This is a genomic window from Streptomyces sp. DSM 42067, from assembly GCF_055792885.1.
In genome coordinates this window covers 7,818,944-7,845,408 of sequence record NZ_CM147706.1, presented here as the reverse complement: position 1 = coordinate 7,845,408, position 26,465 = coordinate 7,818,944, and the positions used below count along the sequence as shown (strand labels likewise).

Genomic DNA, 26,465 nt, shown 5'->3' with positions numbered 1-26,465 from the left:
CACCCTTGACTGCTCAGTCTGCGTCATTGAGCTGCGGTCGTCAGCCGCGAGTACGCGCCACCTCAAGGCGACCACACCGGTCCCAAGGCCGAGTCGCTGCGCGGCTGGCCGCGCGTGGAGCACATCGGCCGGCACGGGCCGCTGCGCGGCTGGCCGCGCGTGGAGCACATCGGCCGGCACGGGCCGCTGCGGGCGCCGCCAGAAGGAGACCCACCTCGGCCACACCTCCCAGGACGTGACCGGGTCCCTGGCCCGCTCCGGCATGTCCTTCGCGCCGACGCTCGGCCTGTCCCCAGGGCGGGCCGTACGCTCCGCCACGGCCACGAACACGGTCGCATAGGGTCGGCTCCACGATGAAGAACAACCTGACTCCCCTGGAGCCCAAGGCCGACAAGGCCACGGTGCGGCGGCACAATCTGAGCCTCGTGCTGCGGGCCGTCCACGACGCGGGCGAGGCGACCCGGGCCGGTGTCGCCTCGCATGTGGGGCTGACCAGGGCGGCCGTCTCCTCGCTGGTGGAACAGCTGATGGAGTGCGGGTTCCTCACGGAGTCGGGCAAGACGTTCAGCGGTCAGGCAGGGCGGCCCGGAACCGTGCTCAAGGTGGCCCACACCGGGCCCGCCGGACTGGGCGTCGAGATCAACGTCGACTATGTCGCGGTGTGCGTCGTGGACCTCGCCGGTACCGACCGGGTACGGCTCGTCGAACGGCTCGACAACCGGGGCGTACCGGCCGCCGAAGTGCTCGCCCACGCGGCCCGGATCGCGGCGCGCGCGCTGGAGTCGGCTGCCGAACAGAACCTGCGTCCGGTGGGCGTTGAGCTGGCCCTGCCCGGGCTGATCTCCGGTGGCACCGTCCGTCAGGCGCCCAACCTCGGCTGGAAGCGCGTCGCCGTCGAGGGACTTTTCGCCCAGGCGCTGTCCACGCTGCGGCCCACCGAGCGCGCCCTGCCGGTCACCGCCGACAACGAGGCGAACGTGGCGGCGTTGGCCGAGCTGTGGTTCGGCGGCGGGCCTGAGGCCGTCCGCACCTTCCTCTATGTGAGCGGCGAGATCGGTATCGGTGGCGCTCTGGTACTGGGCGGTGAACTGCTGCGTGGCGCCCATGGCTTCGCCGGTGAGATCGGGCACGTGGCGGTGGACCAGATCGGCCCCCTGTGCCGCTGCGGTGCGCACGGCTGCCTGGAGCAGTACGCGGGCCAGGCGGCCCTGCTGAGGGCGGCGGGCCTGGACGACGTGGCCGGCGGGCCGGGGATGGCCGAGCTGGCGCGCCGGGCTCGGCGCGGCGAAGAGCGGGCCGTGAGGGCACTCGAACAGGCCGGACAGAAGCTGGGGCTGGTGCTGTCCGGCGCGGTGAACCTGTTCGATCCGGATGCCGTCGTGCTCGGCGGCATCTACCGCGAGCTGATGCCGTGGCTGGCGCCTGCCGTCGACCGCGAGCTGACCGCGCGCGTCGTGTCGGGCCTGTGGGAGCAGGGCTGGGGGCACCGCCCAGCGGTAGCTGGGGGAGGACGGCTGCGCGCCGCTTCCTCGTCGGGGGACGCAGCACGAGGCGCGGCCGCTCTTGTCGTACGCGAGGTGCTGGCCGATCCGGCGGCGTACGCGGAGCACGGGACGGCGACGGCGTGACGGCGCCGACCGCGGCACAGCGTGACAGCCACGGCGTGACGGCGCCGACCGCGTGACAGCGACCGAGTGACGGCGCCGACCGCGTGACAGCGTGACAGCGACCGAGTGACGGAGTCGGCTGCGCGGGGCGGAAGGGAACGCCCGCCCCGCGCACTGAAACGGGTTGATCAGCCCCGATGGGCCGCGATCAGCTGCTGGTACCAGCGGTAGCTGTCCTTCGGCGTGCGCTCGAGGGTGTCGTAGTCGACCCGGATGATGCCGAACCGCTTGGCGTAGCCCAGGGCCCACTCGAAGTTGTCGAGGAGCGACCAGACGTAGTAGCCGCGCACGTCGACCCCGGCGTCCATGGCCGCCTTGAGCGCGGTGAGATGACTGCTGAGGTACTCGACCCGGTCCGTGTCGTGCACCGCGCCGTCCGCGTCGACCGTGTCGTGTTCGGCGGAGCCGTTCTCGGTGATGTGGACGGGCGGCAGGGCGTCGCCGTAACGCTGCTTCATCGCGACCAGCAGGTCGGTGAAGGTCTCGGGCACGACCGGCCAGTTCATCGCTGTGTGCCGGACGCCGGGGTAGCCGACCTCCGTGTACCGGTTGTCGGTGGCGACGCGCCTGGCCGGGTCGGCCTCCCGGTGCGGGGCCGCCGCGACCACGATGGGCCGGTAGTAGTTGACGCCCAGGAAGTCGAGCGGCTGCCCGATCAGCTCAAGGTCGCCCTCGCGGCGGAAGTCCTGGCCGGTGATCAGCTCACCCCAGGTCTCCTCCTCGGTGGCCGGGTATCGGCCGGCGAACAGCGGCTCTGTCCACACCAGGTTGTGCTGGGTGTCGGCGCGGACGACGGCGGCGAGGTCGGCGTCCGACTCGGTGGCGGGGACGTTCCAGTCGGGGTTGAGGGTGATCCCCACCTCGCGTACGCCCGCAGCGCGCAGCGCCTTGACCGCGAGGCCGTGGCCGACCAGCAGATGGTGGGCGGCGGCCAGCGCGCCCGTGCCTTCCTGGGCGCCGGGCGCGTGCCGCCCGACCGAGTAGCCGAGGAAGGCGCTGCACCAGGGCTCGTTGAGGGTGATCCAGCGCGGTACGCGGTCGCCGAGGTGCTCGGCGACGATCGCCGTGTACTCGGCGAACCGCTCGGCGGTCTCGCGCACCCGCCAGCCGCCCCCCGCGGCGGAGCCGCTGGTAGATGCAGTTTCGAGGGCCTGGGGCAGGTCCCAGTGGTAGAGGGTGGCGGCCGGTTCGATGCCCGCCTCCAGGAGCGTGTCCACGAGGCGGGAGTAGAAGTCCAGGCCCTTGGGGTTGGCCGGGCCCGAGCCGTCGGGCTGGATGCGCGGCCAGGCGATGGAGAACCGGTAAGAGTCCACGCCGAGCTCGCGCAGCAGCGCCACGTCCTCCGGGTAGCGGTGGTAGTGGTCGCAGGCCACGTCTCCGGTGTCACCACGGTCGGTGCGGCCCGGCGTGTGGCTGTAGGTGTCCCAGATGGAGGCGCCTCGACCGTCCTCGTTCGCCGCGCCCTCGATCTGGTACGAGGCGGTGGCGGCGCCGAACACGAAACCGGGCGGGAAGCTGGGGAACGCGGGGAGGCCGGGGGCGTCGGGGAAATCGCTCATGTCTGCCTTTACTTGACGGATCCGCCGGTGATGCCGGCTGCGATGTACTTCTGGGCGAGGACGAGCAGGATCGCGGCCGGGACGGCCGACAGCACGGATGCCGCCATGACCGAGCCCCAGTCGCCGACGTGGGCGCCGATGTACTGGTAGATGCCCAGCGTGATCGGCTTCACGTCGTCCGTGGTGTTCAGCGTCAGGGCGAACATGAAGTCGCTCCACGCGTACAGGAAGGAGAACAGGCCTGCGGTGATCAGGGAGTTGCGGCTCATCGGCAGCACCACCTGGACGAAGGTGCGGAGCCGGCCGGCACCGTCGACCTGCGCGGCCTCGATGATCTCCCTGGGGATGGCCACCATGAAGGACCGCATCAGCACGATCGCGAACGGGATGCCCAGCGAGGCGTCCGCCAGCATCAGACCGAAGTACGAGTTGACAAGGCCGAGGTCGACGTACGCGCTGTAGAGCGCGTTGGCGATGACGATGCCCGGCACCATCTGAGTGATGAGCGTGCCGAAGACGATCGCCTTGGTGCCGGGCAGCCGGAACTGGGCGAGTCCGTAGGCGGCGGGCGCGGAGATCGCCAGGCAGATGGCGACGGCGCCGAGTGCGACGGCGAGCGAGGTCAGCAGGTTGGTGCCCTGCTCGGTGATGGCGGAGCTGAAGCCGGACAGGTCCAGGCCGCCCGGGAACGGATCCACTTCGAGCAGTCCGGCCTCGGGCTGCAGCGCGGTGTTGACCATCCAGTACAGCGGGAACAGCATCACGCACAGCACGACGACGCCGAACGCGGTGGCGCCCCAGCGGCGCTTCGGCTTGTTGACGGCCGTGGGCGGGACGGCGGGGGTGCGGGTGATGGTCGCCATGCCGGTCACTTCCCCTCGTTGCGGTTGGCCCGCAGGTAGAACACCGCGAAGACGGCGGAGATCAGGATCAGGACGTTGCCGACCACGGCACCGGCTCCGAAGTCCAGCTGGACGAAGGAGTTCTGGTACGTGAGCGTGCCCAGGGTCTGGGTGGAGTCGGCGGGGCCGCCGTCGGTGAGGGCGAGGATCAGGTCGAGGATCTTGACCGTCGACATGAAGCCGAGCACCAGGACCACGGTGATGACGGGCTTCAGCAGCGGCAGGGTGATGGAGCGGAAGGTCCGCCAGGCGGAAGCCCCGTCCAGCGAGGCCGCCTCGTAGAGCTCCTTCGGGATCTCCTGGAGGCCGCCGTAGAGGATCACCATGTTGAACGGGATACCGATCCAGATGTTGACCAGGACGACCGCGACCAGCGCCACACTCGTGCTGGTCAGCCAGGGCGTGTCCCCCAGTCCGAACAGGCCGAGGAACGAGTTGAGGACGCCGGTGTCCTGGTCGAGGATGCGCCGCCAGACGATGCCGGAGACGACCATGGGGACCAGCCACGGCAACAGGATCAGCGAGCGCAGCAGGCCACCGAGCGGGAAGTGGCGGTTGAAGAAGACGGCGAGAGCCAGGCCGATGCAGAACTGGCCGAGCAGCGAGCCGATCGTGAAGGCGATGGTCTGCCAGAGGGCCTTGCCGAAGAGATCGTCCTGGAAGACGTTCTTCCAGTTGTCGAACCCGTTGAAGGGAGCCTCACCTGTGAAGAACGTGGACGGGGAGTAGTCCTGGAAGCTCATCACGATGTTGCGGACGAGCGGATACCCGAAGAACAGCACCATGAAGATCACCGCGGGGGCGACGAACCCCCACTGGGCGATCGTCCGGCGGCGCTTGACGCTCGCGGGCCTGATTTTCCGGTCGGTGGTCTCCGGCGCGGAAGCGACGGGTCGGGCAGCAGCAGTGGTGGTCGACATCTGTACGTACCTCAGTTCCCGCTCTCGACACGCTGCTGGGCCTTCTTCAGGACGGCTTCGCTGTCCTGGCCGGTGAGGGCCCCCTGGAAAGCGCTCTGCAGCGCGAGCGACACGGAGGACCAGCCGGCGCCGAGCTTGGCGGTGCGCGACCGCGCAGTGGCCACCTGGTCGGCCAGGGAGCTCAGCTCGGGGACCTTCTCGCGCCAGGTGTCGGCGGCCTTCTGGTTGGCCGGGATCATCCAGCTGTTCAGCGCGTAGGTGATCTCCTCCTGCTCACTGGTCATGCAGGTGATGATCCGGGCGGACATCTTCTCCCGCTCGGTGTCACCGATGTTGGGGATGGTCAGCATGCCGCCGCCCAGCGGCCCCACGGAGTCGTCGCCCTTCTGCGGGACCGGGATCTGGGCGATGCCCCAGTTCAGGTCCTTCTTGGTGTTGAGGGTCTCGACCTGCCACGGGCCGTTGATCATCATGGCGGCGTTGCCGGCCATGAACTGGTCGTTGACGTCCGCCTGGGTCCAGTTGACCGTGGACTTGGACAGCGAACCGTCCCCGATCAGGGCCTTCCAGTAGTCCAGCGCCTGGATCACCTCGGGGCTGTCCAGGTCGGTCTCGTCGCCGCCGTTGGACCACATGAACGGCGTGAACTGGTAGACGCCGTCCTCCGCGCCGCCCGCGCTCAGCGCGATGCCGTACTGGCTGCCCTGAGTGAGCTTCTTGGCGGTCTCCCGCATCTCGTCCCACGTGGTGGGCACCTCGAGGCCGGCCTTGTCGAGGATGTCCTTGTTGTAGAACAGCGCAAGGGTGTTCACCGTGCGCGCGGCGCCGTAGTAGGTGCCGTCGTACGAGCCGTAGTCGACGATGCCCTGCGGGATGTCCTCGGTGGACACACCGAGCTTCTCGAGGTCCATCAGCCCGCCGGTCTCGGCGAAGGTGGGCATTTCGGAGCCGTCGAACTGGACGATGTCCGGCAGCGACTTCGAGGACGCCATGCGCAGCGCCTTCGTCATGACCTGAGGGGCCGGGACGCTCTGCTGCTCGATGGTCACGCCGAGCTGTTTGCTGCAGCGGGCGAGCGTGTCGCCGTCCCAGCGGTGGTACGACTCGTCGGTCGACGAGTTCAGAAGCGTGTAGACGTTGTCGTCCCGTTGCTGTCCGCAGCCGGTGAGCGCGGCGGTGGCGACGAGCGCGGAGACGACGGTGAGCGGGACCAGAGCCCGCCTGGAACGCCGCTGCGGTGGGCGCGCGGCGGCCTGAGGGTGTGCTGTCACGGTGGTGCCCTTGCGTGGGAGGAGTGCCGGCCTGCGGGGACGCCCGTGTCCCGGCGGGTGGGTGTCTGCGCGCGTGCGGCTCCGGCAGTTCCGCACGGCGCTGGGTCGACGGATGGGGGGCGGCGAAGAACGGGCAGGCGACCGATCCAGCCGGTTCTTCGTTTGTTTACATCGATTACTAATAGGTCATCGAAGCGCTTCGACACCAGACCCCAACGCTGATACCGTCGTCACAGTCAGACACGCTGCCTTGTGATAGAGGAGCAGAGACAGAATCGAAGCGCTTCGACAGAAGACTCCGACGCTGATAGCGTCGCCCGCAGTCAGGGCACGCTGCCTGTGATCCGCGACCAGGGCCAAAGACTGTCCATCGCCCTGCGATTTGTTCTGAGCATTGCCCTGCATTGCCCTGCGATTTTTCTGAGCACGACCAAACCCGTTGGCAGGAAGTCCGGGTACGCCACCACGCCACCGAAAAGCGAGCGCCGTATCCCTCCTCGGCCGCACCTGCCACGCCCAACCGAGGACGATCATGAAGTTCACCGACGGCTTCTGGCTCATGCGTGACGGCGTCCGCGCCTCATACGCCACCGAGGTGCGCGACGTGCGCGCCACCGCCGACCGTTTCACGGCGTACGCCTCCGTCAAGCGGGTGCAGCGCCGGGGCGACACCCTCAACTCGGCCCTGATCACCGTCGACTGCTTCTCACCGGCCGAGGGCGTGATCGGGGTACGCGTCACGCACCACGCCGGACGGCGTCATCGCGGACCGGACTTCGAGCTGCCCGGAGCGGACACGGACGGGGCCGCGGGACGGGTGCAGCGCGACGGATCGGTGACCGAGCTCGTCAGCGGCCCTCTCACCCTGCGGCTGGACACGGCGGCACCCTGGGCCCTCACCTTCCTCGGCGAGGACGGCCGCGAACTGACCTCCGCCGGTCACCGGGGCACCGGCTTCGCCACCACCGGCGACGGCTCCCACCACATGCTGGCCCAGCTCGCCCTGGGTGTCGGAGAGAACGTCTACGGCCTCGGCGAGCGCTTCACCCCGTATGTGAAGAACGGCCAGGTCGTCGACATGTGGCAGGCCGACGGCGGCACCAGCAGCGAGCAGGCGTACAAGAACATCCCCTTCTACCTCTCCTCGCGCGGCTACGGCGTCTTCGTCAACCACCCGGGGAAGGTCTCCTTCGAGGTCGGCTCCGAGTCCGTCGGCCAGGTGCAGTTCAGCGTCGAGGACCAGTCGCTCGAGTACTACGTCGTCGCCGGGCCGTCACCGAAGGACGTGCTCAGCCGGTACACGGCGCTCACCGGCCGCGCCGCGCTGCCGCCGGCCTGGTCGTTCGGGCTGTGGCTGACGACCTCGTTCACCACGTCGTACGACGAGGAGACGGTCACGTCCTTCGTGGACGGCATGGCCGAGCGCGGCATCCCGCTGACCGTGTTCCACTTCGACTGCTTCTGGATGCGCGAGTACCAGTGGTCCGACTTCGAGTGGGACCCGGAGGTCTTCCCCGACCCGGCCGGGATGCTCGCGCGGCTCAAGGAGCGCGGCCTGCGGATCTGCCTCTGGATCAATCCGTACATCGCACAGAAGTCCGCGCTCTTCGACGAGGCCGCCGAGAAGGGCTATCTGGTGCGCACCGCCGACGGCGACATCTGGCAGTGGGACCTGTGGCAGGCCGGCATGGGCCTCGTGGACTTCACCAACCCGGAGGCCTGCGCCTGGTTCCAGTCGAAGCTGAAGGTGCTTCTCGACCAGGGCGTCGACGGGTTCAAGACGGACTTCGGCGAGCGCATCCCCACCGATGTGGTGTGGCACGACGGCTCCGACCCGGAGCGCATGCACAACTACTACACCCAGCTCTACAACCGCACCGTCTTCGAACTCCTGGAGAAGGAGCGCGGCCAGGGCGAGGCCGTCCTCTTCGCCCGCTCCGCCACGGCCGGCGGACAGCAGTTCCCCGTCCATTGGGGCGGCGACTGCTGGGCCTCCTTCGAAGCCATGGCCGAGTCGCTGCGCGGCGGCCTGTCGCTGGGCCTGTCGGGCTTCGGTTTCTGGAGCCACGACATCGGCGGGTTCGAGGGCACGCCGGATCCGGAGGTCTTCAAGCGCTGGCTGGCGTTCGGTCTGCTGTCCTCGCACAGCCGGCTGCACGGGTCGTCGTCGTACCGGGTGCCGTGGGCGTTCGGTGACGAAGCGGTCGACGTGGCGCGGCAGTTCACGCTGCTGAAGCACCGGCTGATGCCGTATCTGTACGGTGCCGCTGGCGAGGCGCACCGCACCGGCGTCCCCATGATGCGGCCGATGCTGCTGGAGTTCCCGCAGGACCCGACGTGCCGCGCCCTGGACCGCCAGTACATGCTCGGCCCGGATCTGCTGGTGGCGCCGGTCTTCACCGCGGAGGGCGATGTCGAGTACTACCTGCCGGCAGGCACGTGGACGCATCTGCTGACCGGCGAGACCGTCACCGGCCCTGTGTGGCGCAGCGAGAAGCACGGCTTCGACAGCCTGCCGCTGTACGTGCGCGAGGGAGCCGTACTTCCGCTCGGTGCGGACGACCAGCGCCCGGACGGCGACTGGCTGGACGGCCTGACCCTGCGCGTCCACCCCGCCGGCTCCCCCGCGTACGAGGCCGAGGTCACGGTGCCCGACCACACCGGGGCCCCTGCGGCGACGTACCGCGCCGTGCGGGAGGGCGAGGTGCTGCGGGTCACCGCGCATGGCACGGACAGGGCGTTCCGTGTGGAGGTGCCGGGTGGTGCCTCGGTGGAGGGTACGGGCGAGGTGGTTCTGCGCCTGGGCTGAGGCGTGGACTACGGCGCTGTCCTGCCTGACCGGGTCGCCCAGTCAGGCAGGACGTCGGTTTACGGCAGGTTGCGGGCCATCACGATGCGCTGGACCTGGTTGGTGCCCTCGTAGATCTGGGTGATCTTCGCGTCGCGCATCATCCGCTCGACCGGGTAGTCACGGGTGTAGCCGTACCCGCCAAGCAGCTGCACCGCGTCCGTGGTGACCTCCATCGCCACGTCCGAGGCGAAGCACTTCGCGGCCGCGCCCTGGAAGGTCAGGTCGCCATCGCCCCGCTCCGACTTCGCCGCCGCCGCATACGTCAGCTGACGGGCCGCCTCGATCTTCATCGCCATGTCCGCCAGCATGAACTGGATGCCCTGGAAGTCCGCGATCGGCTTGCCGAACTGCTTGCGCTCCTGGACATAGCCCTTGGCATAGTCCAGCGCACCCTGCGCGATGCCCAGCGCCTGCGCGGCGATCGTGATCCGCGTGTGGTCCAGGGTCCGCATCGCCGTCGCGAACCCGGTACCCTCCGCACCGATCATCCGGTCGGCCGGGATCCGCACGTTGTCCAGGTACACCTCACGGGTCGGCGAGCCCTTGATGCCCAGCTTCTTCTCCGGCGCACCGAACGACACACCCTCGTCCGACTTCTCCACCACGAACGCGGAGATGCCCTTCGACCGCTTCTCCGGATCCGTGACGGCCATCACCGTGTAGTACTCCGACACACCCGCGTTGGTGATCCACCGCTTCACACCGTTCAGCACGAAGTGGTCACCGTCCCGGACCGCCTTGGTCTTCATCCCCGCCGCGTCCGAACCCGCGTCCGGCTCCGACAGGCAGTACGAGAACATCGCGTCACCCTTGGCCAGCGGGCCCAGGTACTTCTTCTTCAGCTCCTCCGAGCCGGACAGGATCACCGGCAGCGAGCCCAGCTTGTTCACCGCCGGGATCAGCGACGAGGACGCGCACACCCGCGCCACCTCCTCGATCACGATCACCGTGGCCAGCGCGTCCGCACCCGCACCCCCGTACTCCTCCGGCACGTGCACCGCGCCCAGCTCCGAGGCCACCAGCGCATCCAGCGCCTCCTGCGGGAACCGCGCCTCCTCGTCCACCGCCGCCGCATACGGGGCGATCTTCGCCTCGGCGAGCGAACGCACCGTCTCCCGGAGCATGTCGTGCTCTTCCGACGGCCGGTACAGATCGAAATGCTGATTCATCGGTCGGGGGCTCCAGTCCGCTTGAACAGGGATGATGCCGAACGCCGAACGGGATGACGCCGAACGGATACTGCGCTCATGGCACTCAGTACCCTCCAGTATGCACACTGAGTGCCATTTCCTCTGCCCGATGCTAGGTTCGCCCTCATGAGCGAGGCACCCCGTCGCGGCCCGGCATCCGATGCGACACCCCCGAAGCCGCCCATACGGGACTCCCTCGTCGCGGCGGCCTTCCAGCTCTTCCTCGAGCACGGGTACGAGCAGACCACGGTCGACGACATCGTGACGCTGGCGGGGGTCGGACGCCGGTCGTTCTTCCGGTACTTCCCGTCCAAGGAGGACGTGGTCTTCCCGGACCACGAGCGCTGCCTGGCCGACATGACGGAGTTCCTGAGCTCGGGCACGGACGAGGACGACCCGGTGGAGCGGGTCTGCGACGCCGCCCGGCTCGTGCTGCGCATGTACGCCGAGAACCCGACGTTCTCCGTGCAGCGCTACCGCCTCACGCGGAAGGTCCCCGGGCTGCGCGCGTACGAACTGTCGGTGGTGTGGCGGTACGAGCGCGCCCTCGCCGAGTATCTGCGTGTGCGCTTCGTGGGGCGCCGTGACGGCACCCTGCACGCGGACGTGATCGCCGCGGCGGTGGTGGCCGCGCACAACAACGGTCTTCGCTCCTGGCTCCGTTCGGACGGACAGGGCGACGCGGCCGCCGCGGTCGACCATGCGCTCGGCCATGTCCGTGACACCTTCGGCGCGAAGGGAACCGGCATCGCCGCTCCCGCGCCGGAGGAACCGGAGGACGTGGTCGTCGTCATCTCGAAGCGGGGAACGCCGATGTGGCGCGTGGTCCGGGAGATCGAATCCACTCTCCGGCACGACTGAGGCTCGCCCCCGCGGAGGCTCTTTGCCGATTCAGGGTACGGAGTGCCTTTACTCATGACACTGAGTGCCATACTCTGGCTTCGTGCACGGCGCTCCGAGCACATCAGATTCCGGCACGAGTGCAGGGAGATGACATCGTGTTTCACCCAGGGACAGGGTTGACAGCGATCGCCGAGAGCGTGCTCGACGCTTCCACGGCTGAGAACGGCACCACCGCACCCATCGACGCCCCGGCCTTCGACGGCCTGTGCTTCCAGCGCTGCGAATGGTGCGGCACCCCCTCCTTCCACCGCCTGCTCTGCCCGGTCTGCGCCTCCAGCGACCTGCGGACCGAGCGCAGCGAGGGCAGGGGGGTCGTGCGCCGTACCACGGTGCTCCACCGGGGCACCCCGTCGGCCCGCAACGAGTCGCTCATCGAGATGGCCGAGGGGTTCACCGTGCGGGGCCGGGTGCTCGGCCCGCCCGCCGCGATCCACCCCGGTGACCGGGTGCAGCTCTCCAGGGCCGAGGACCCGGTCCGCAGGGAGCCGTTGTTCCAGCTCATGGACGAGCCGTACCGGCCCTGGGCGTGAGGTCGTACCCACGGCACCCGCCTCGCATCCGAGGATGACCCACCTGTCGCCGTGCCCCTCTCGTTGATCCACCTCCACGGTTAGGGTGGCGGTCAGGACGATCCGGAGGTGGGAAGATGCCGCACACGGTGAAGGGCGTTGTCGCCAGGGCCAAGGGTGCCCCGGTGGAGCTTACGGATGTGGTGGTGCCCGACCCGGGCCCCGGCGAGGCCGTCGTGGACGTACAGGCGTGCGGGGTGTGCCACACCGATCTGCACTACCGCGAGGGCGGGATCAACGACGAGTTCCCGTTCCTGCTCGGGCACGAGGCGGCCGGGATCGTTTCCGAGGTCGGCGAGGGCGTCACGAACGTGGCGCCGGGCGACTTCGTGATCCTCAACTGGCGGGCGGTGTGCGGACAGTGCCGCGCATGCGCCAAGGGCAAGCCCTGGTACTGCTTCAACACGCACAACGCCGCACAGAAGATGACCCTCGCCGACGGCACGGAGCTGTCCCCGGCCCTGGGCATCGGCGCGTTCGCGGAGAAGACGCTGGTCCACTCCGGGCAGTGCACCAAGGTCGACCCGGAGGCGCCGGCCGCCGCGGCCGGACTGCTGGGCTGCGGAGTGATGGCGGGCTTCGGTGCCGCGGTCAACACCGGCGGGGTGTCCCGCGGCGACTCCGTGGCGGTGATCGGCTGCGGCGGCGTCGGCAACGCCGCCATCGCCGGTGCGGTGCTGGCCGGGGCGTCCAAGGTGATCGCCGTGGACGTCGACGACCGGAAGCTGGAGTGGGCACGCGGCTTCGGCGCCACACACACGGTCAACGGGCGCACCGAGGACGTCGTGGAGCGGGTGCGCGAGCTGACCGGCGGCTTCGGCGCGGACGTCGTGGTGGAGGCGGTCGGCCGTCCCGAGACGTATGAACAGGCCTTCTACGCCCGGGACCTGGCGGGCACGGTGGTCCTGGTCGGCGTGCCGACACCGGACATGAAGGTGACGTTGCCGCTGATCGAGATCTTCGGCCGCGGCGGCGCGCTCAAGTCGTCCTGGTACGGCGACTGTCTGCCGAGCCGCGACTTCCCGATGCTCATCGACCTCTACCGGCAGGGCAGGTTCGACCTCGACGGCTTCGTGTCGGAGACGATCGGCCTGGACGAGGTCGAGAGCGCGTTCACGAAGATGCACCACGGCGATGTGCTGCGCTCGGTGGTCGTGCTGGACAAGGCGGGTGCGTGATGACGGCGCGTATCGATCATCTGGTCACCTCGGGCACGTTCAGCCTGGACGGCCAGACCTTCGACGTCGACAACAACGTGTGGATCGTCGGCGACGACAGTGAGTGCGTCGTGATCGACGCCCCGCACGACGCGTCGGTGATCGCGGACGCGATCGGCGAGCGCCGGCTGCTTGCCGTCCTCGCGACGCACGCGCACGACGACCATGTACGGGTCGCCCCGGAGCTGGCCGACCGCTTCGGCGCACCGATTCTGCTGCACGCCGACGACCTGCCCGTATGGCGGCTGACCCACAGGGACCGTTCCCCGGAGCGGGAGTTGAAGGACGGCGACGTGTTCACCGTCGCGGGCACCGACCTTCAGGTCCTGCACACACCGGGCCACGCCCCCGGCGCGGTGTGCTTCTACGCACCCGAGCTGGAGACGGTGTTCACCGGCGACACCCTCTTCCACGGCGGCCCCGGCGCCACGGGCCGGTCCTTCAGCGATTTCGGCACCATCATCGACTCCATCCGGGACCGGCTGCTGACCCTGCCCGCCGACACGCGCGTGCTCACCGGACACGGCGAGTCGACGACGATCGGGGACGAGGCGCCGCACTTGGAGGAGTGGATCGCCCGGGGGCACTGAGTTCCCGTCACGGGGTGCCGGCCCGAACATCGGGCCGACACCCCGTGGTGCATCCTTTTCCTCTTTGATGCACGGCATTCAGCGGGGTTTTCGACATACGTCGTTGTCAGCCCTTGCCGCGCCGCCTTGCAGACCCGTCAGCTACGGGGCACGCGGAGGGTCACACCGAAGACGCGGTGCATGAGCGGGGTCACGCGCACTCCCACGGCCCTCGCGTCGGCTGGCTGCCCTCAAGCACCGGACCGTCCTGCTGACGGGATTCGTATCGCCGGGTGACGGCGGTGACGAGGCACCTGGTATCTCAGCCGCCTCGTGGTCGGCTGCTGTGCGGCCGACGCGCAGGTGTTCAAGGTGGAGATCCACGGGGTGACGGCACTCGACGCCCACACGTGGGTGACCGTGACCGGCGTCTGGCGCCCGACCGGGGCGCCAGGCTCCGAGGCGGCGGAGCCGGCCCTCGACGCGAGCGCCGTCCGGAAGATCCACGAGCCGAGCAATCCGTACGACGACGAGGCACCGGCCGCGGACGGCAGCTGAGGGGTCCCCACGGCCCCCGCCGGCGGGGACCGACCCGGCGGGAAGTGCCCGTCGCCTCGGCGGGAACGGGCCGGGTCCAGTGGACCTGGCCCGCAAAGCTCGCCCGCAGACCCGCCCGCAGGACCAGCTCCAAATGTTGAAACCTCAAGCATCAGGGGTAGCATAGGGACCCCCGAGCTTGAAAGCTCAAGCATCTTCCTGGGCGGCCTGTGGCAAAGCTGGCCCGAACCCCTACACAGGAGAGAACGCTCGTGACCACCTCTACGACCACCCGTTTCACCTCGCCCGACACCACCCGGCAGCCCTCCCTGCACGCCTACGACGTCGGCCTCCTCCTGCTCCGCCTGGCTGTCGGCCTCACCATGGCCGCCCACGGCACCCAGAAGCTCTTCGGCTGGTTCGGCGGCGGGGGCCTCGAGGGCACCGGCCAGTTCTTCACGATGAGCGGCTACCCGTCCGGCAAGACCATGGCGGCCGTGGCCGGCCTCACCGAGACCCTCGGCGGTCTGGGCCTCGCACTCGGTCTGCTCACCCCGCTGGCCGGCGCCGCCGTCTTCGGCACCATGATCAACGCTCTCGCGGTGAAGTGGGGTGGCGGCTTCTTCGCCCCCGACGGCGTGGAGTACGAACTCGTGCTGACCGTCGCGGCGGCGTCCCTCGCCCTGACCGGCCCGGGCCGCTACGCGTTCGACCGGCTCCTCCCCGGCCTGCGTGCGCACCGGCTCGGCTACGGGATCGCCGCCGTCGTACTCGGCGCCGTGGTCGCCGGAGTGATCCTGCTGCTCCGCAAGTAAGCGAGGCGCGCACAGCAGCGCGTACCGAACGACCGAAGGCCGGCCCCTCACGGGCCGGCCTTCGTGCTGTACGTGCCGCGTGGCGCGCTTTCATGACCGGATGCCCGCGATATATATCCCCGAATACCGCAGCGACAGCAGTAATGTCCCGTTCCTCCATGAAGAAACGTCATCCGAATGCGCTCTGCAATGTCCGGTTACCGCGCGTTCATAAGGCCGGGCTCGAATCGCGCCTTCAGCAAATCTGCACACCGATTACCCAGCCCAGGCACGGCACGCCACACGGGTGCGGCAGGACTGACACCTTGTCCTGCCATTGGTGCGGGAGTGTCCTATTTGGCTCTCACGGCTGAATCGAAGCAGGGGAACACCCCTGGAGGATCTTGTGAAGAAGCGGCCACCAAGCCGTGGACGGGCCTGCACGCAAAGGCAGTTGAGGCGTCGAACAGAGTCGAACCGATGCTCGGAGGATTGGCTGCGTGGAGCGCTGACGTGCTTTGATCCTGCGCACTGCGGGAGTTGCACGAACGTTCTCGTTCAAGCGTCAGACACCCGCGGGACGGCCTGTCCGCATGCCAGCAGCGCCGGCCGCCACTTTGAAGAAATATCCACAGGAAAGGGAAGCTCACATCATGAACTTCACCCCCCAGGTTGAGACCCTCGAGATTTCCGACGCCGACCTGGACAACGTTTCCGGCGGCCTCGTCGGCGAGCTGGTCTCCAACGTCACGGGCACCGTTGACTCCATCTACCCGGTCACCGGCACCGTGTCCGGCCTGGTGAGCACCGTTGAGGCCACCACCGGCATCAGCACCGCCCCGGTCACCGGCGCCGTGTCGGGCCTGACCGCCGGCCTCTGAGGCTTCTTGCTCCGTGAGTCCCGGAACCAGCCGGTTCCGGGACTCACGGGTGCCCGCAGGCCCCCAGCCGCCGACCATCCGGCTCCCGGCTCCCGGCTCCCGGCTCCCGGCCACTAGGCTGGCCTTCTTGACCGGCTATCAGCCGCCACCCGGCCCCGGCCTGCCCCTACCATCACGTTTCGCAGTTGAGGGAAGAGTCCCGTGCAGTTCCGCCAGAAGGCCCTTTCCAAGCTGCAGTCGCCCGAAGAGCTCGATCTGCCGGTGCGCTTCGCCCGGCCGCAGGGCCGTCTGGTCCTGATCGTCACCGTGGTCGTCATGGCGGCGGCCTCCTTCTGGGCCGTGACCGGCAGCGTGTCGTCCACGCTGAAGGCCTCCGCGATCCTGACGCACGCGCAGGGCAGTTACGTCCTGCAGAGCCCCGTCGCGGGCCAGGTCACCGCCGTCCTCGCCAAGGAGGGCGAACGGCTTGACGCCAACTCCCCCCTGCTGAAGGTCCGTACGCAGCAGGGCGACCAGATCGTCCGCACCATCGCCGCTGGCCGTGTGACCACCCTGCTGGCCACGATCGGCGCGGTCGTCACCACCGGAGCGAACGTCGCAACTCTCGAGCGGACTGATGACGCGTCCGATCCCCTGATGGCGGTGGTGTACGTGTCGGCCGACAGCGCGTCGACCGTACCGGTGGGTGCGTCCGTCGACCTCACCGTCCAATCGGTGCCCAAGGATGAGTACGGCGTGTTGCGCGGTCGTGTGAAGGCCGTCGGCCGGACTGCGGAGACGCAGCAGCAGATCACCGCGTTCCTCGGCGACAGCCAGCTCGGCGCGCAGTTCTCGCAGCAGGGCCGGCCGGTGGCGGTGCTGGTGCGTCTCGACCGGTCCTCCGCCACGAAGTCCGGCTACAGGTGGTCCACCGCCGACGGCCCGCCGTACGCACTCGACTCCATGACTCAGGCCAACGGCGCCATCCGGCTGGCCGAGCAGCGCCCGATCGATTGGCTGCTTCCGTGACAGAGCTACCACCGCCGCCGGTCCGCCGCCGGCACCGGCCCGAGTCGAAGTCGAACCCCCGGTCGAACCCGCGCTCCAACCCAAGGTCCAAGTCGAGGTCGAAGCCGAAGGTCAAGAAGCCGAAGACCGTCCGCAGCCCCACCGTGCTGCAGATGGAGGCCGTGGAGTGCGGCGCCGCCTCGCTGGCCATGGTCCTCGGCCACTACGGCAAGCATGTGCCGCTGGAGGAGCTCCGGATCGCCTGCGGTGTCTCCCGTGACGGCTCGCGGGCCAGCAACCTCCTCAAGGCGGCACGCAGTTACGGTCTGCAGGCCAAGGGCATGCAGATGGATCTGGCGGCCCTCGAAGGCGTGCCCGGACCGGCCATCCTGTTCTGGGAGTTCAACCACTACGTCGTCTACGACGGCATAGGGCGCCGTCTCGGACGGCGCGGTGTGTACATCAACGACCCGGGCAAGGGCCGCCGTTTCATTCCGATGGAGGACTTCGACACCAGCTTCACCGGTGTCGTGCTGGTCTTCGAGCCCGGTGAGGGCTTCCGGCGCGGCGGACGCAAGCCGGGCGTCCTCGGCGCCATGCCCGCGCGCCTGCGCGGCACGTCGGGCACGATGCCGGCCGCTGTGCTCGCCAGCCTGATGCTGGTCGCCGTCGGCGCGGCCGTGCCCGCCCTCAGCCGTACGTACATCGACATGTTCCTGATCGGCGGCCAGACCTCGCTGCTCGGGGTCCTGTTCGCGTCGATGGGCGCCACGGTGCTGCTCACGGCCGTGCTGACCTGGCTGCAGCAGTCGAACCTGCTGCACGGCCGCATCATCTCGTCGACGCTCAGCAGCGCCAGGTTCCTGCGGCATCTGCTGCGGCTGCCGGTCACGTTCTTCGCCCAGCGCAGCCCCGCCGACCTCGTGCAGCGGCTGCAGTCCAACGACGCGGTGGCGGAGACGCTGGCCCGCGACCTCGCCGCGGCCGGTGTCGACGCGGTCGTCGTGATCCTTTACGCGGTCCTGCTCTGGTCGTACGACCCTCAGCTGACCGTCATCGGTGTGCTGGTCGCGCTGCTCAACGTCGTGGCGATGCGGGTGGTGGTGCGCCTGCGGGCCACCCGTACGCAGAAGCTGCGCGCCGACAACGCCCGGCTGACCACCACCGCGTACACCGGTCTGCAGATGATCGAGACGCTGAAGGCCACCGGTGGGGAGAACGGTTACTTCCGCCGCTGGGCCGGGCAGCATGCGACGACGCTGGAGGAGCAGCAGCGGCTCGGCGTGCCGGCCGCGTGGCTCGGTGTCGTCGCGCCGACGCTGGCCACGCTGAACAGCGCGCTGATCCTGTGGATCGGTGGTCTGCGTGCGGTGGACGGTCATATCTCGATCGGTCTGCTGGTCGCCTTCCAGGCGCTGGTGACCCGCTTCACCGCGCCGATCACCCGGCTCAACGGTGTCACCGGCCGCATCCAGGACTTCGCCGCCGACGTGGCGCGCCTGAAGGACGTCGAGAACTTCCCGGCGGACTCCCTCTACGCCCGCCCCGACGGGGCGTCGAGCACGCGCAGGCTCAAGGGCCATGTGACGCTGGAGAACATCACGTTCGGCTACAGCCCGCTCGACAAGCCGCTGCTCACCGGGTTCTCGCTGTCGGTGGGCCCGGGTCAGCAGGTGGCGCTGGTCGGCGGATCCGGCAGCGGCAAGTCCACGGTGTCCCGGCTGATATCCGGGCTGTACGCGCCGTGGGAGGGCGTGATCCGCATCGACGGGCAGCGGCTGGAGGACATTCCGCGGGGTGCACTGGCCGCGTCCGTGTCCTTCGTCGACCAGGACGTCTTCCTCTTCGAAGGCACGGTGCGGGACAACGTGGCGCTGTGGGACCCGTCGATCCCGGACGACGCGGTGATCGCCGCGCTGCAGGACGCGGCGCTGTACGACGTGGTGGTGCGCCGCCCCGGCGGCATCCACAGCCGGGTCGAACAGGACGGGCGCAACTTCTCCGGTGGCCAGCGCCAACGCCTCGAGATCGCCCGCGCGTTGGTCCGCAAGCCCAGCATCCTGGTACTCGACGAGGTGACCAGTGCGCTCGACGCGGAGACCGAGCAGGTCATCATCGACAATCTGCGGCGGCGCGGCTGCGCCTGCGTCGTGATCGCCCACCGGCTGAGCACAGTCCGCGACAGCGACGAGATCGTGGTGCTGCACCACGGCACGGTCGTCGAGCGCGGGCGCCATGACGTGCTGGTCGCCTCCGGAGGCCCGTACGCCGAACTGGTCAAGGAGCGTTGAGATGACCTCCGTCCATCAGCACGCCGCCACCGGTGCCGCAGAGGGCGACCTCGTGCTCGGCGCCCTCGGGGGCCTCGGGACGCCGCTCGACTGCAGCGGTCTGACCCGTCTTCCGCTGGAGGGGCCGCACGTGCTGTGGCTCGTCGCGGCGGGCGCCATGGACCTGTTCGCGGTCGACGCGGTGCAGGAGGGTCACTGGCACTTCCTCGGCCGCCTCGAAGCGGGATCGCTGCTGCTCGGCCCCGTGGAAGGACCGCAGCACACCCTCGTCGGCCGGCCGCTGCGGGAGTGCGTGCTGCGGCGGATCCCGCTGCGGCAGCTGTACCGGCCGGAGTTCACCGACACGTGGTCGCACGACCCGTACGCCACCGACCCTTACGGCGCCGGCATGTACGACACGGGCGTCCAGTCGTACGACTACCAGGCGCAGGCCCAGGCCGCCCCGAGCCCGCTGGAGTACGCGTTCGCGCTCGGTGTGGGGCGCAGCATGGGCATCCTCTTCCAGGCGCCGCTGGACGGCCGGACCGCGGACGCCGGGATGGCGGCCGACGACGACATCCTGTGGATGCAGGTGCCGCCGGGCAGCGTGCAGTACGGCGCATCGGTGAGCGCCGATGCGGCGGCCGACCTGCTCATCGATCCGGCCGTGTGGCAGGGGATGGTCGACCAGCAGTACCGGCTGCTGTCCTCGCTCGACCGCTGGATCGAGCAGCTGGAGCGCTCTCACGAGGACCGGACGGCGGCCGGTATCAAGGCTGGTGAGGCCGTCCGTGCCGAGGCCGATCAGGCGCTGCTCGACTCCATGCGCCGCCGCTCCTCGAAGTCCTCCCGCACCACTGCCGGGGGTGACGACGCCACGTACGCCGTCTGCGGCGTGGTGGCCGGGGCGGCCGGTATCACGTTGACGGAGCCGTCGAAGAGCGGCGCGCAGAACGAGCGGCTCGACCCGGTCGAGCGCATCGCCGTGGCCTCGCGGATCCGTACCCGCCCGGTCCGGCTCGACGGGCGCTGGTGGCGGGAGAACACCGGCCCGCTGGTGGGTTATCGGGCCGCGTCCGGCGCGCCAGTCGCGCTGTTGTGGCGGCGCGGCGGGTACGTGGCGCGGAACCCCGCGACCGGCAGCAGCATCCGCGTCGACGAGGACAACGCGGAGGAGTTCGAGCCGCGCGCGATCATGTTCTACCGTCCGCTGCCGGAGCGCTCGATGAGCCCGCTGCGGCTGATGCGGTTCAGTCTGCGCGGCACGAACGGCGACATGCGCAACCTGCTACTCAGCGGATTGGTGACGGTCCTGCTCGGCGCGCTGGTGCCGATCGCGACCGGCCAGGTGCTCGGTTCCTTCGTACCGGACGCCGAGAAGAGCCTGATCGTCCAGGTGTGCCTGGCGATCATGGTCGCCAGCATCGTCTCGGCCGCGTTCATGCTGATGCAGAACCTGACCATCCTGCGGATGGAGGGGCGGATCGAGGCCACGCTGCAGCCGGCCGTCTGGGACCGGTTGCTGCGGCTGCCGACGAAGTTCTTCACCGGCCGCTCCACCGGCGAGCTGGCCAGTGCGGCGATGGGGATCAGCGCCATCCGCCGGCTGCTGGCGGGCGTGGGCCCGGTCGTCGTCCAGGCGGGCACGGTCGGTGCGATGAACCTCGTCCTGCTGCTTCTCTACAGCGTGCCGCTGGCGCTCGCGGCCATGGGGCTGCTGCTGGTGATCGCGGCCGTCTTCCTCGGCATGGGGCTGTGGCAGGTGCGCTGGCAGCGTCGGCTGGTCGTGCTCAGCAACAAGCTCAACAACCAGGCGTTCCAGACCCTGCGCGGCCTGCCCAAGCTGCGGGTCGCGGCGGCCGAGAACTACGCGTACGCGTCCTGGGCCAAGGAGTTCGCGCGCAGCCGGGAGCTGCAGCAGCGCGTCGGCCGTATCAAGAACCTGACGACGGTGCTCGGTGCGGTCTATCTGCCGCTCTGCTCCCTCATCATGTTCATGCTGCTGGCGGGCCCGGCCCGCGGCTCCCTGTCGGCCAGCGCGTTCCTGACGTTCAACACCGCGATGACCATGATGCTGACCTCGGCCACCCAGCTCACGGGCGCGCTGGTCTCGGCCGCCGCCGCGCTGCCGATGTTCGAGGAGATCAAGCCGGTCCTCGATGCGACCCCGGAGGTGCGTGGTGCCAGTACCCAGCCCGGCGTCCTGTCGGGAGGCATCGAGGCCCGCAAGCTGTCCTTCCGCTACACCGACGACGGGCCGCTGGTCCTCGACGACGTGACCTTCGAGGTGCGGCCCGGCGAGTTCGTGGCGGTCGTCGGCCCGAGCGGCTGCGGCAAGTCGACGCTGCTGAGGCTGCTCATCGGCTTCGACAAGCCGGTCTCGGGCAGTGTGCTGTACGACGGTCAGGACCTGGCCGCCCTGGATCAGGCCGCGGTCCGCCGCCAGTGCGGCGTCGTCCTGCAGCACGCGCAGCCCCTTACCGGCTCGATCCTGGACTGCATCTGCGGCGCCGAGCCGTTCACGTTGGAGGAGGCGTGGGAGGCGGCCGAACTGGCGGGCCTGGCCGAGGACATCAAGCGCATGCCCATGGGCATGCACACCATCGTCGCCGGCGGCAGTTCCGTCTCGGGCGGGCAGCGCCAGCGCCTGATGATCGCCCAAGCCCTCATACGCCGTCCGCGGATCCTGTTCTTCGACGAGGCCACGAGCGCGCTGGACAACGAGACCCAGCGCACGGTGATCGAGAGCACCCGCCGTCTGCAGGCCACCCGCATCGTGATCGCCCACCGGCTGTCCACGGTCATGGACGCCGACCGCGTGATCGTGATGGCGGAGGGCCGGATCGTGCAGCAGGGGCCGCCCGCGGAGCTGCTCGCCGACACTGGCGGGCGGCTCCATGAGCTGGTGCGACGGCAGATGATGGGGTAGCGGCGCGGTTCTCTACCGGACAGCGGCAGCGCAATCGGCCCGCGTCCGTGCCCGCTCAGCGGCCCGGTCGGTTCTCCGTTGGTCGGTCTGCCGTCTGTGCGAGACCAGCGCCATGCGGGGCAGCGGATGCCGAACCCGCCTGTTTGGCAGGCGGATCGGCGGCCTTGTCGCCGGTCGCGGTGAGAAAGAGGACCGCCCCCAAGGCGACGAGCCCGAACGCCGCGAGGGTGTGCAGCCGGGCTCGGCGTACGGCGTGGCGCACGGACCAGGCGTGGATCAGCGTGAGGAGCCGGTGCTGCAGCCGACGAGCCTCCTCGGCGTTGGCGCGGGCGTCCGCGAGGCCCTGTTCGAAGAGCTTGGTCCGCACCGGGTCCTGTTCGCGCGCGAGCTTCACCGCGAGGTCCGCGACGACCGCCTCGTGCAGGCGGCGCTGCGTGCGCAGTTCGCGTAGGGAACGGTAGGGGCCGTAGTACGCGGCCGGGTTGCGCGCGATCGCCGCCCGCAGGGAGCCCATCTCCGGCGCGTCGAGGTCGTCGAGCGTGGCCAGACACGGGGTCAGCGCCTCACCCGTCTGCCAGATGGCCCAGCCGACACCCAGCACCGTCAACGCCAGCCCGCCGAACGCGGCGAAGGTGTCGCCCCAGTCGTCGATCCTGCCGACGGCGGTCAACGGGCCGCCCCCGACCAGGAGCGCGCCCACCCCCGCGACGGCGGCGATCGTCCAGCGGGCGGTGGTGCGGAGATCGGCGACCGCGTCTGCGGGCCCGGTGGCGACGGGGTCGGCGGGCTCCTGAGGAGGTGAGGGGAGGAAGGAGGTCAACAGTCTTCCGGGTCCTCTTCGTGACGGAACGTGTGTTCCTCGGCCTCGACCTGCCGCTTGTACGGAAGCCACTGACGGCCGTCCCAGTGCTGCAGTGCGCCGTCGCTGCCGATGCGCGTGGCACCGATCGCGGGCTCGGCGTTGTCGGAGGTGTCCATGCGCTCCAGTATGTCTGGCGTGACCCGGTGTATGGGTAGCATTCCGGGGTCCGGGAACAGGGGGAGGGACGATGTCCGACGACGCGGAACTCGCGGGCCTCTTAGAGGGATTGATGTACGCCCATGGGCTTCTGGCCCAGGGCCGATTGTCGGAAGCCCAGCGTGTGCTCCTCGCAGTGGAAGCAGCGTCCGCGCATGTCGCCGACGTCCAACTGCACTTCATGCTCCATCGGCTGCTCGGCCAGACGGCACGCTCGGAGGGCCGCCTGGCCGACGCGACCGCCCACTACGAGAAATGCCGGGAGATCGCGGACAACGAGGCCCTGAAAAGTGCCGCGCTGGAGGGACTTGCCCTGACGGCTGCGGCGGAGGGCAGACTGAAGCGAGCCGTTCGCCTGTTCGGGGACGCGGCCGAGGCGGCCCACGCCGCCGGAGACTCCGCGGGCTACGCGGCAGTACTGCAGAACCACGCCAACATCGTCACCGCCCACGGTCTCGAAGGCGCCGAGGAACCGCTGCGCCGCGCCCTGGCCGTACAGGGGATCAGCGCTTCCCTGCGTGGCGTCATCACCGACAATCTCGCGCACGAACTCGCCCGCCAGGGCCGGCTCGACGAAGCCGCGGAACTGGCGGCCCAGGCGGCGCGGACACTCACCGACGCGGGCGCCGAACTGGACGCCGTCAAGGCGTGGAGACATCTGGCGGACATCAGCCGGCAAGCAGGCCGCGAGGCCGAGAGCGGGAGGGCCTTCACCCACGCCCACGACCTGCTCAAGCGGATCCATGACCACGTCGACGGCGAGCACTACGGGCGTCTGCACGACGAACGGATCGCGCAGATCGAGGCGCTCACCGAGACCCACCTGCGTGAGCAGATCTCCTCGGAAGCCGACCTCGCCCTGGAGATCGGCCTCAACGCGACCATGGGGCGCCGGCTCGTCGACACGGCGGAACAGCGGTTCGAGGAGGGCGACCTGGCCGCCGCGGAGGCGCTGCTGCTCCGTGCAGAGAGCCACTGGGAGCAGTTGCGGGCGGCGCACTGCATGCCCCAGGTGTGGAATCTGCTGGGCCTGGTCCACCTCTACGCGGGAGCGCCCGACCACGCACTGTCGGTACTCTCCCGCTCCCGGCATCTGGCCCACGCCCTCGGCGATGCCATGCGGGAGTGCTTCGCGCTGAGGCATCTGGCCATGGTCAGAAGCCGGTTCGGGCTCGGTGAGGAGGAGGAGCTCGGTCTGCTCCTGCGGGCGCGTGCGCTGAGCGGATTCGCGGCGCGGCGACGGCTCGCACAGGTCGCCCCGGATCTGCCGGACGAGGCCCTTCCTGACGGCGGGATCCTGATCGACGGCGGAGTGATCGACGGCAAGCTCGCCCAGATATGCGCTGATTACGGAGCCTGGGAGCTCGCCGACACCTACAGCGAGCGCGCCCTGGCCGCCGCCGAACGGGCAGAGGAGCGCTTCTCGCACCGGCTCGCGGTCCGGCTGGCCGTCCGGCTGCGGATCCTCAAGGAGACCGGACGGACCGAGGCCGCGGCCGAGACCATGGAGCGGCTCGCCGCGCTCGGTGACCGCCGGCCGGACGACCAGACGCTGATGACGACGCACACGGCGATCGGCTGGTACCGGTTCGAGACCGGGGAGCGCAGCCCCGCTCTGCTCGACCACCTGGTGGCGGCGTGCGACGCGTACGAAGAACTGCGCCGGAGGGCCCTCGACCTCGGTCCGCTGGCCGACTTCCGCACGTTCCTGTCCCCGCCGTACGCGGAGGCGGTCGAGACCGCCCTTGCGCTCGGCCACGTCGTCCAGGCGTTCGACCTGGTGGAACGGGCGAAGGGCCGGTCGCTGCTGGACGCCGTACGGCACACCGAATCGGCGGCCGCCGTCGACAGCAGCGACCACGGCTTGCTTGCCCGGGAGCAGGAGCTGTGGCAGAGGCAGCGCGCGCTGCGCGCGGAACTGTCGGCGCGTCCCGCGGGCGAGGACACCGAGGCTCGGGTACGGCGCCTGGTCGGATGGGAACAGCGCCTGGAGGAGGTGCGTCAGGAGCTCACAGGGCTCTGGGAGCGGCTGTCTGCCGAGTACCCGGAAGTGCGCGTCCACCGGATGGCCGAGCCGATCACCGCGGCGGAGGCGGTGCGCCTGCTCGGCCGCTCCGGTGCCTCCGCACTGGTCGAGTTCTGGGTCGGCCACGAGGCGCTGTACGCGTTCGTGCTGGAGGCGGGACGGACCGAGCCCGTGCTGGTGTCGCTGGGCGGCCACGAGGCGCTGGGCCGACAGCAGTACGCCGACGAGGTACGCGCTCTGCTCGGGGCGAGCTCGGTGGAGGACCAGTCGGCGGCCCTCGACACGATCGTGCGCAGTCCGCTGCACAGGGCGGTGCGGGACGTGGTGGAGGACGCGGGCGGCCCAGGCACCCCGGTTCTGGTCGTTCCCCACGGTCTGCTGCACACGGTGCCGCTGCATCTGCCGTCGAACGCCCAGGAGACGCAGCCCGGGCCGGACCGGCGGAGCCGGCCCACGCGATACCTCCCGTCCGCGTCCCTGCTCAGGACCGGCGGTGGCGCGTGGCACCGGGACGGAACGGTTCTGGCCGGGGGCTTTCCGGGGACCGGCTCCAGGAAGCTCACGTACTACCGCGGCGAATGCGCCGAGGTCGTCGACCGGCTCGGCGGCACCGCGCAGTTCGACGAGGCGGCCACCGCCGACTGGCTGGAGACGGCGGTCAATTCGGCGGACCGGCTCTCCCTGGTCCATCTCGCCTGTCACGGCATGTTCGACGAGCAGCGGCCCGAACGCAGCGGGTTGTTCCTCGCCGGACCCGCCGGAACCGCCGGATCCGCCACGACCGAGGTCGTGCGGACCGAACGCCTGGCCGCCATGGACTGGACGGGCGCGCTGGTCACCCTGAGCGCCTGCAGCAGCGGCCGCCACCAGGTGCGGCAGCGGGACGAGCTGGTCGGGCTCGGGCGCGCGCTCCTGTCCGCCGGGGCGCGCGGGCTGGTCGTGAGCATGTGGCCGGTGGTGGACCGTGACGCGGCGATCCTGATGTCGCTGTTCTACGAGGCGCTGGCCTCCGAACCGGCCTGGGACGCGGACACCGTCGCGGGCTCGCTGGCCGGTGCCCAGCGCCGGATGGCCTCGTGGACCGCCGCCGACCTGATCGACTGGGCGTGCTCCCGGCTGGAGTCGCCCGGACGGTCCGCCGACACCGACCGTCTGAGCTTCGCCGCACTGGCCTTCGCCCACCGCAGGGCGGGCAACCACGGAGAGTACGACCGCTGGTCCGCCCACTCCGGCGGCGTCGAGGGGACGACACCGGAAGGCCAGGCCTCCGACTGGTGGGGGCAACGGCACCTGGCCTCGGCTGGCGACGGCTACCTTCAGCGGGTGTTCCCCAGCGCCGCGGCATGGGGGGCCTTCGCCTTCTACGGCGCCTGACCCCGAACTCACCCACGAGGTGCACCTGTTG

The 26,465-nt window shown here is 69.9% G+C and carries 20 protein-coding genes; 13 read left to right on the top strand and 7 right to left on the bottom strand.

What is annotated here, in order from left to right:
* Window positions 1–353: 353 nt before the first annotated feature.
* Entirely contained in the window at window positions 354–1,628 is a 1,275-nt protein-coding gene (locus tag ACSMXV_RS35140; protein WP_473175146.1) for an ROK family protein, read from the top strand.
* Between the two features lie 167 nt (window positions 1,629–1,795).
* On the opposite strand, the gene ACSMXV_RS35135 is transcribed toward ACSMXV_RS35140, so the two are convergent.
* From ACSMXV_RS35135 to ACSMXV_RS35120, 4 genes are read right to left on the bottom strand one after another with little or no spacing between them, the layout of a single operon-like run.
* Window positions 1,796–3,226: a GH1 family beta-glucosidase gene (locus tag ACSMXV_RS35135; protein ID WP_473175145.1), complete on the bottom strand. Its 1,431-nt coding sequence runs from the start codon at window positions 3,224–3,226 to the stop codon at window positions 1,796–1,798.
* Window positions 3,227–3,234: 8 nt separating this feature from the next.
* Window positions 3,235–4,089, bottom strand: a complete 855-nt coding sequence (locus ACSMXV_RS35130; RefSeq protein WP_473175144.1) for a carbohydrate ABC transporter permease — start codon at window positions 4,087–4,089, stop codon at window positions 3,235–3,237.
* 5 nt (window positions 4,090–4,094) lie between these two features.
* Window positions 4,095–5,048: a carbohydrate ABC transporter permease gene (locus tag ACSMXV_RS35125; RefSeq protein WP_473175143.1), complete on the bottom strand. Its 954-nt coding sequence runs from the start codon at window positions 5,046–5,048 to the stop codon at window positions 4,095–4,097.
* A gap of 11 nt (window positions 5,049–5,059) precedes the next feature.
* Window positions 5,060–6,319: an ABC transporter substrate-binding protein gene (locus ACSMXV_RS35120; RefSeq protein ID WP_473175142.1), complete on the bottom strand. Its 1,260-nt coding sequence runs from the start codon at window positions 6,317–6,319 to the stop codon at window positions 5,060–5,062.
* A gap of 532 nt (window positions 6,320–6,851) precedes the next feature.
* Between ACSMXV_RS35120 and yicI the strand changes: the two genes are divergently transcribed.
* Entirely contained in the window at window positions 6,852–9,128 is a 2,277-nt protein-coding gene (gene yicI, locus ACSMXV_RS35115) for an alpha-xylosidase (protein WP_473175141.1), read from the top strand.
* Between the two features lie 59 nt (window positions 9,129–9,187).
* On the opposite strand, the gene ACSMXV_RS35110 is transcribed toward yicI, so the two are convergent.
* Window positions 9,188–10,339 carry an acyl-CoA dehydrogenase gene (locus tag ACSMXV_RS35110; protein ID WP_473175140.1) on the bottom strand — a complete coding sequence of 384 codons (1,152 nt, stop codon included), beginning with the start codon at window positions 10,337–10,339 and terminating at the stop codon, window positions 9,188–9,190.
* A gap of 147 nt (window positions 10,340–10,486) precedes the next feature.
* On the opposite strand from ACSMXV_RS35110, the gene ACSMXV_RS35105 reads away from it, so the two are divergent.
* The 10 genes from ACSMXV_RS35105 to ACSMXV_RS35060 all read left to right on the top strand — a co-directional run bounded on the left by ACSMXV_RS35105 (window position 10,487) and on the right by ACSMXV_RS35060 (window position 22,016).
* Complete coding sequence (locus ACSMXV_RS35105) at window positions 10,487–11,221, top strand: TetR family transcriptional regulator (protein ID WP_473175139.1); 735 nt, start codon at window positions 10,487–10,489, stop codon at window positions 11,219–11,221.
* Window positions 11,222–11,442: 221 nt separating this feature from the next.
* Complete coding sequence (locus ACSMXV_RS35100; RefSeq protein ID WP_473179165.1) at window positions 11,443–11,793, top strand: Zn-ribbon domain-containing OB-fold protein; 351 nt, start codon at window positions 11,443–11,445, stop codon at window positions 11,791–11,793.
* 116 nt (window positions 11,794–11,909) lie between these two features.
* Window positions 11,910–13,010 carry an S-(hydroxymethyl)mycothiol dehydrogenase gene (locus ACSMXV_RS35095; protein ID WP_473175138.1) on the top strand — a complete coding sequence of 367 codons (1,101 nt, stop codon included), beginning with the start codon at window positions 11,910–11,912 and terminating at the stop codon, window positions 13,008–13,010.
* On the top strand, window positions 13,010–13,639 hold the full coding sequence (locus tag ACSMXV_RS35090; RefSeq protein ID WP_473175137.1) for an MBL fold metallo-hydrolase: 630 nt from the start codon (window positions 13,010–13,012) through the stop codon (window positions 13,637–13,639). Before ACSMXV_RS35095 ends, ACSMXV_RS35090 begins: the two co-directional genes overlap by 1 nt.
* A gap of 351 nt (window positions 13,640–13,990) precedes the next feature.
* On the top strand, window positions 13,991–14,176 hold the full coding sequence (locus ACSMXV_RS35085; protein WP_473175136.1) for a hypothetical protein: 186 nt from the start codon (window positions 13,991–13,993) through the stop codon (window positions 14,174–14,176).
* Window positions 14,177–14,427: 251 nt separating this feature from the next.
* Complete coding sequence (locus tag ACSMXV_RS35080) at window positions 14,428–14,970, top strand: DoxX family protein (protein WP_473175135.1); 543 nt, start codon at window positions 14,428–14,430, stop codon at window positions 14,968–14,970.
* Window positions 14,971–15,602: 632 nt separating this feature from the next.
* Window positions 15,603–15,830 (top strand): type A2 lantipeptide, encoded by a 228-nt coding sequence (locus ACSMXV_RS35075; protein WP_473175134.1) that lies wholly within the window; start codon window positions 15,603–15,605, stop codon window positions 15,828–15,830.
* 201 nt (window positions 15,831–16,031) lie between these two features.
* A complete protein-coding gene (locus ACSMXV_RS35070; RefSeq protein ID WP_473175133.1) occupies window positions 16,032–16,838 on the top strand; it encodes a hypothetical protein in 807 nt (268 codons plus the stop codon).
* A 152-nt stretch (window positions 16,839–16,990) separates the two neighbouring features.
* Window positions 16,991–19,108 (top strand): NHLP family bacteriocin export ABC transporter peptidase/permease/ATPase subunit, encoded by a 2,118-nt coding sequence (locus tag ACSMXV_RS35065; protein ID WP_473179164.1) that lies wholly within the window; start codon window positions 16,991–16,993, stop codon window positions 19,106–19,108.
* A gap of 1 nt (window position 19,109) precedes the next feature.
* Window positions 19,110–22,016 (top strand): NHLP bacteriocin export ABC transporter permease/ATPase subunit, encoded by a 2,907-nt coding sequence (locus ACSMXV_RS35060; protein ID WP_473175132.1) that lies wholly within the window; start codon window positions 19,110–19,112, stop codon window positions 22,014–22,016.
* Between the two features lie 55 nt (window positions 22,017–22,071).
* Here the strand turns inward: ACSMXV_RS35060 and ACSMXV_RS35055 are convergent, their stop codons facing one another.
* On the bottom strand, window positions 22,072–22,836 hold the full coding sequence (locus ACSMXV_RS35055; protein ID WP_473175131.1) for a hypothetical protein: 765 nt from the start codon (window positions 22,834–22,836) through the stop codon (window positions 22,072–22,074).
* A complete protein-coding gene (locus ACSMXV_RS35050) occupies window positions 22,833–22,994 on the bottom strand; it encodes a hypothetical protein (RefSeq protein WP_473175130.1) in 162 nt (53 codons plus the stop codon). Before ACSMXV_RS35050 ends, ACSMXV_RS35055 begins: the two co-directional genes overlap by 4 nt.
* Window positions 22,995–23,065: 71 nt before the next feature.
* Between ACSMXV_RS35050 and ACSMXV_RS35045 the strand changes: the two genes are divergently transcribed.
* Window positions 23,066–26,434, top strand: coding sequence for a CHAT domain-containing protein (locus tag ACSMXV_RS35045; RefSeq protein ID WP_473175129.1), 3,369 nt, complete (start codon window positions 23,066–23,068; stop codon window positions 26,432–26,434).
* Window positions 26,435–26,465 lie beyond the last annotated feature (31 nt).

Coding starts and splice junctions, on each gene's coding strand:
- ACSMXV_RS35140 (WP_473175146.1), top strand. CDS start 354: ATGAAGAACAACCTGACTCCCCTGGAGCCCAAGGCCGACAAGGCCACG.
- ACSMXV_RS35135 (WP_473175145.1), bottom strand. CDS start 3,226: ATGAGCGATTTCCCCGACGCCCCCGGCCTCCCCGCGTTCCCCAGCTTC.
- ACSMXV_RS35130 (WP_473175144.1), bottom strand. CDS start 4,089: ATGGCGACCATCACCCGCACCCCCGCCGTCCCGCCCACGGCCGTCAAC.
- ACSMXV_RS35125 (WP_473175143.1), bottom strand. CDS start 5,048: ATGTCGACCACCACTGCTGCTGCCCGACCCGTCGCTTCCGCGCCGGAG.
- yicI (WP_473175141.1), top strand. CDS start 6,852: ATGAAGTTCACCGACGGCTTCTGGCTCATGCGTGACGGCGTCCGCGCC.
- ACSMXV_RS35110 (WP_473175140.1), bottom strand. CDS start 10,339: ATGAATCAGCATTTCGATCTGTACCGGCCGTCGGAAGAGCACGACATG.
- ACSMXV_RS35105 (WP_473175139.1), top strand. CDS start 10,487: ATGAGCGAGGCACCCCGTCGCGGCCCGGCATCCGATGCGACACCCCCG.
- ACSMXV_RS35095 (WP_473175138.1), top strand. CDS start 11,910: ATGCCGCACACGGTGAAGGGCGTTGTCGCCAGGGCCAAGGGTGCCCCG.
- ACSMXV_RS35090 (WP_473175137.1), top strand. CDS start 13,010: ATGACGGCGCGTATCGATCATCTGGTCACCTCGGGCACGTTCAGCCTG.
- ACSMXV_RS35075 (WP_473175134.1), top strand. CDS start 15,603: ATGAACTTCACCCCCCAGGTTGAGACCCTCGAGATTTCCGACGCCGAC.
- ACSMXV_RS35065 (WP_473179164.1), top strand. CDS start 16,991: ATGGAGGCCGTGGAGTGCGGCGCCGCCTCGCTGGCCATGGTCCTCGGC.
- ACSMXV_RS35060 (WP_473175132.1), top strand. CDS start 19,110: ATGACCTCCGTCCATCAGCACGCCGCCACCGGTGCCGCAGAGGGCGAC.
- ACSMXV_RS35050 (WP_473175130.1), bottom strand. CDS start 22,994: ATGGACACCTCCGACAACGCCGAGCCCGCGATCGGTGCCACGCGCATC.
- ACSMXV_RS35045 (WP_473175129.1), top strand. CDS start 23,066: ATGTCCGACGACGCGGAACTCGCGGGCCTCTTAGAGGGATTGATGTAC.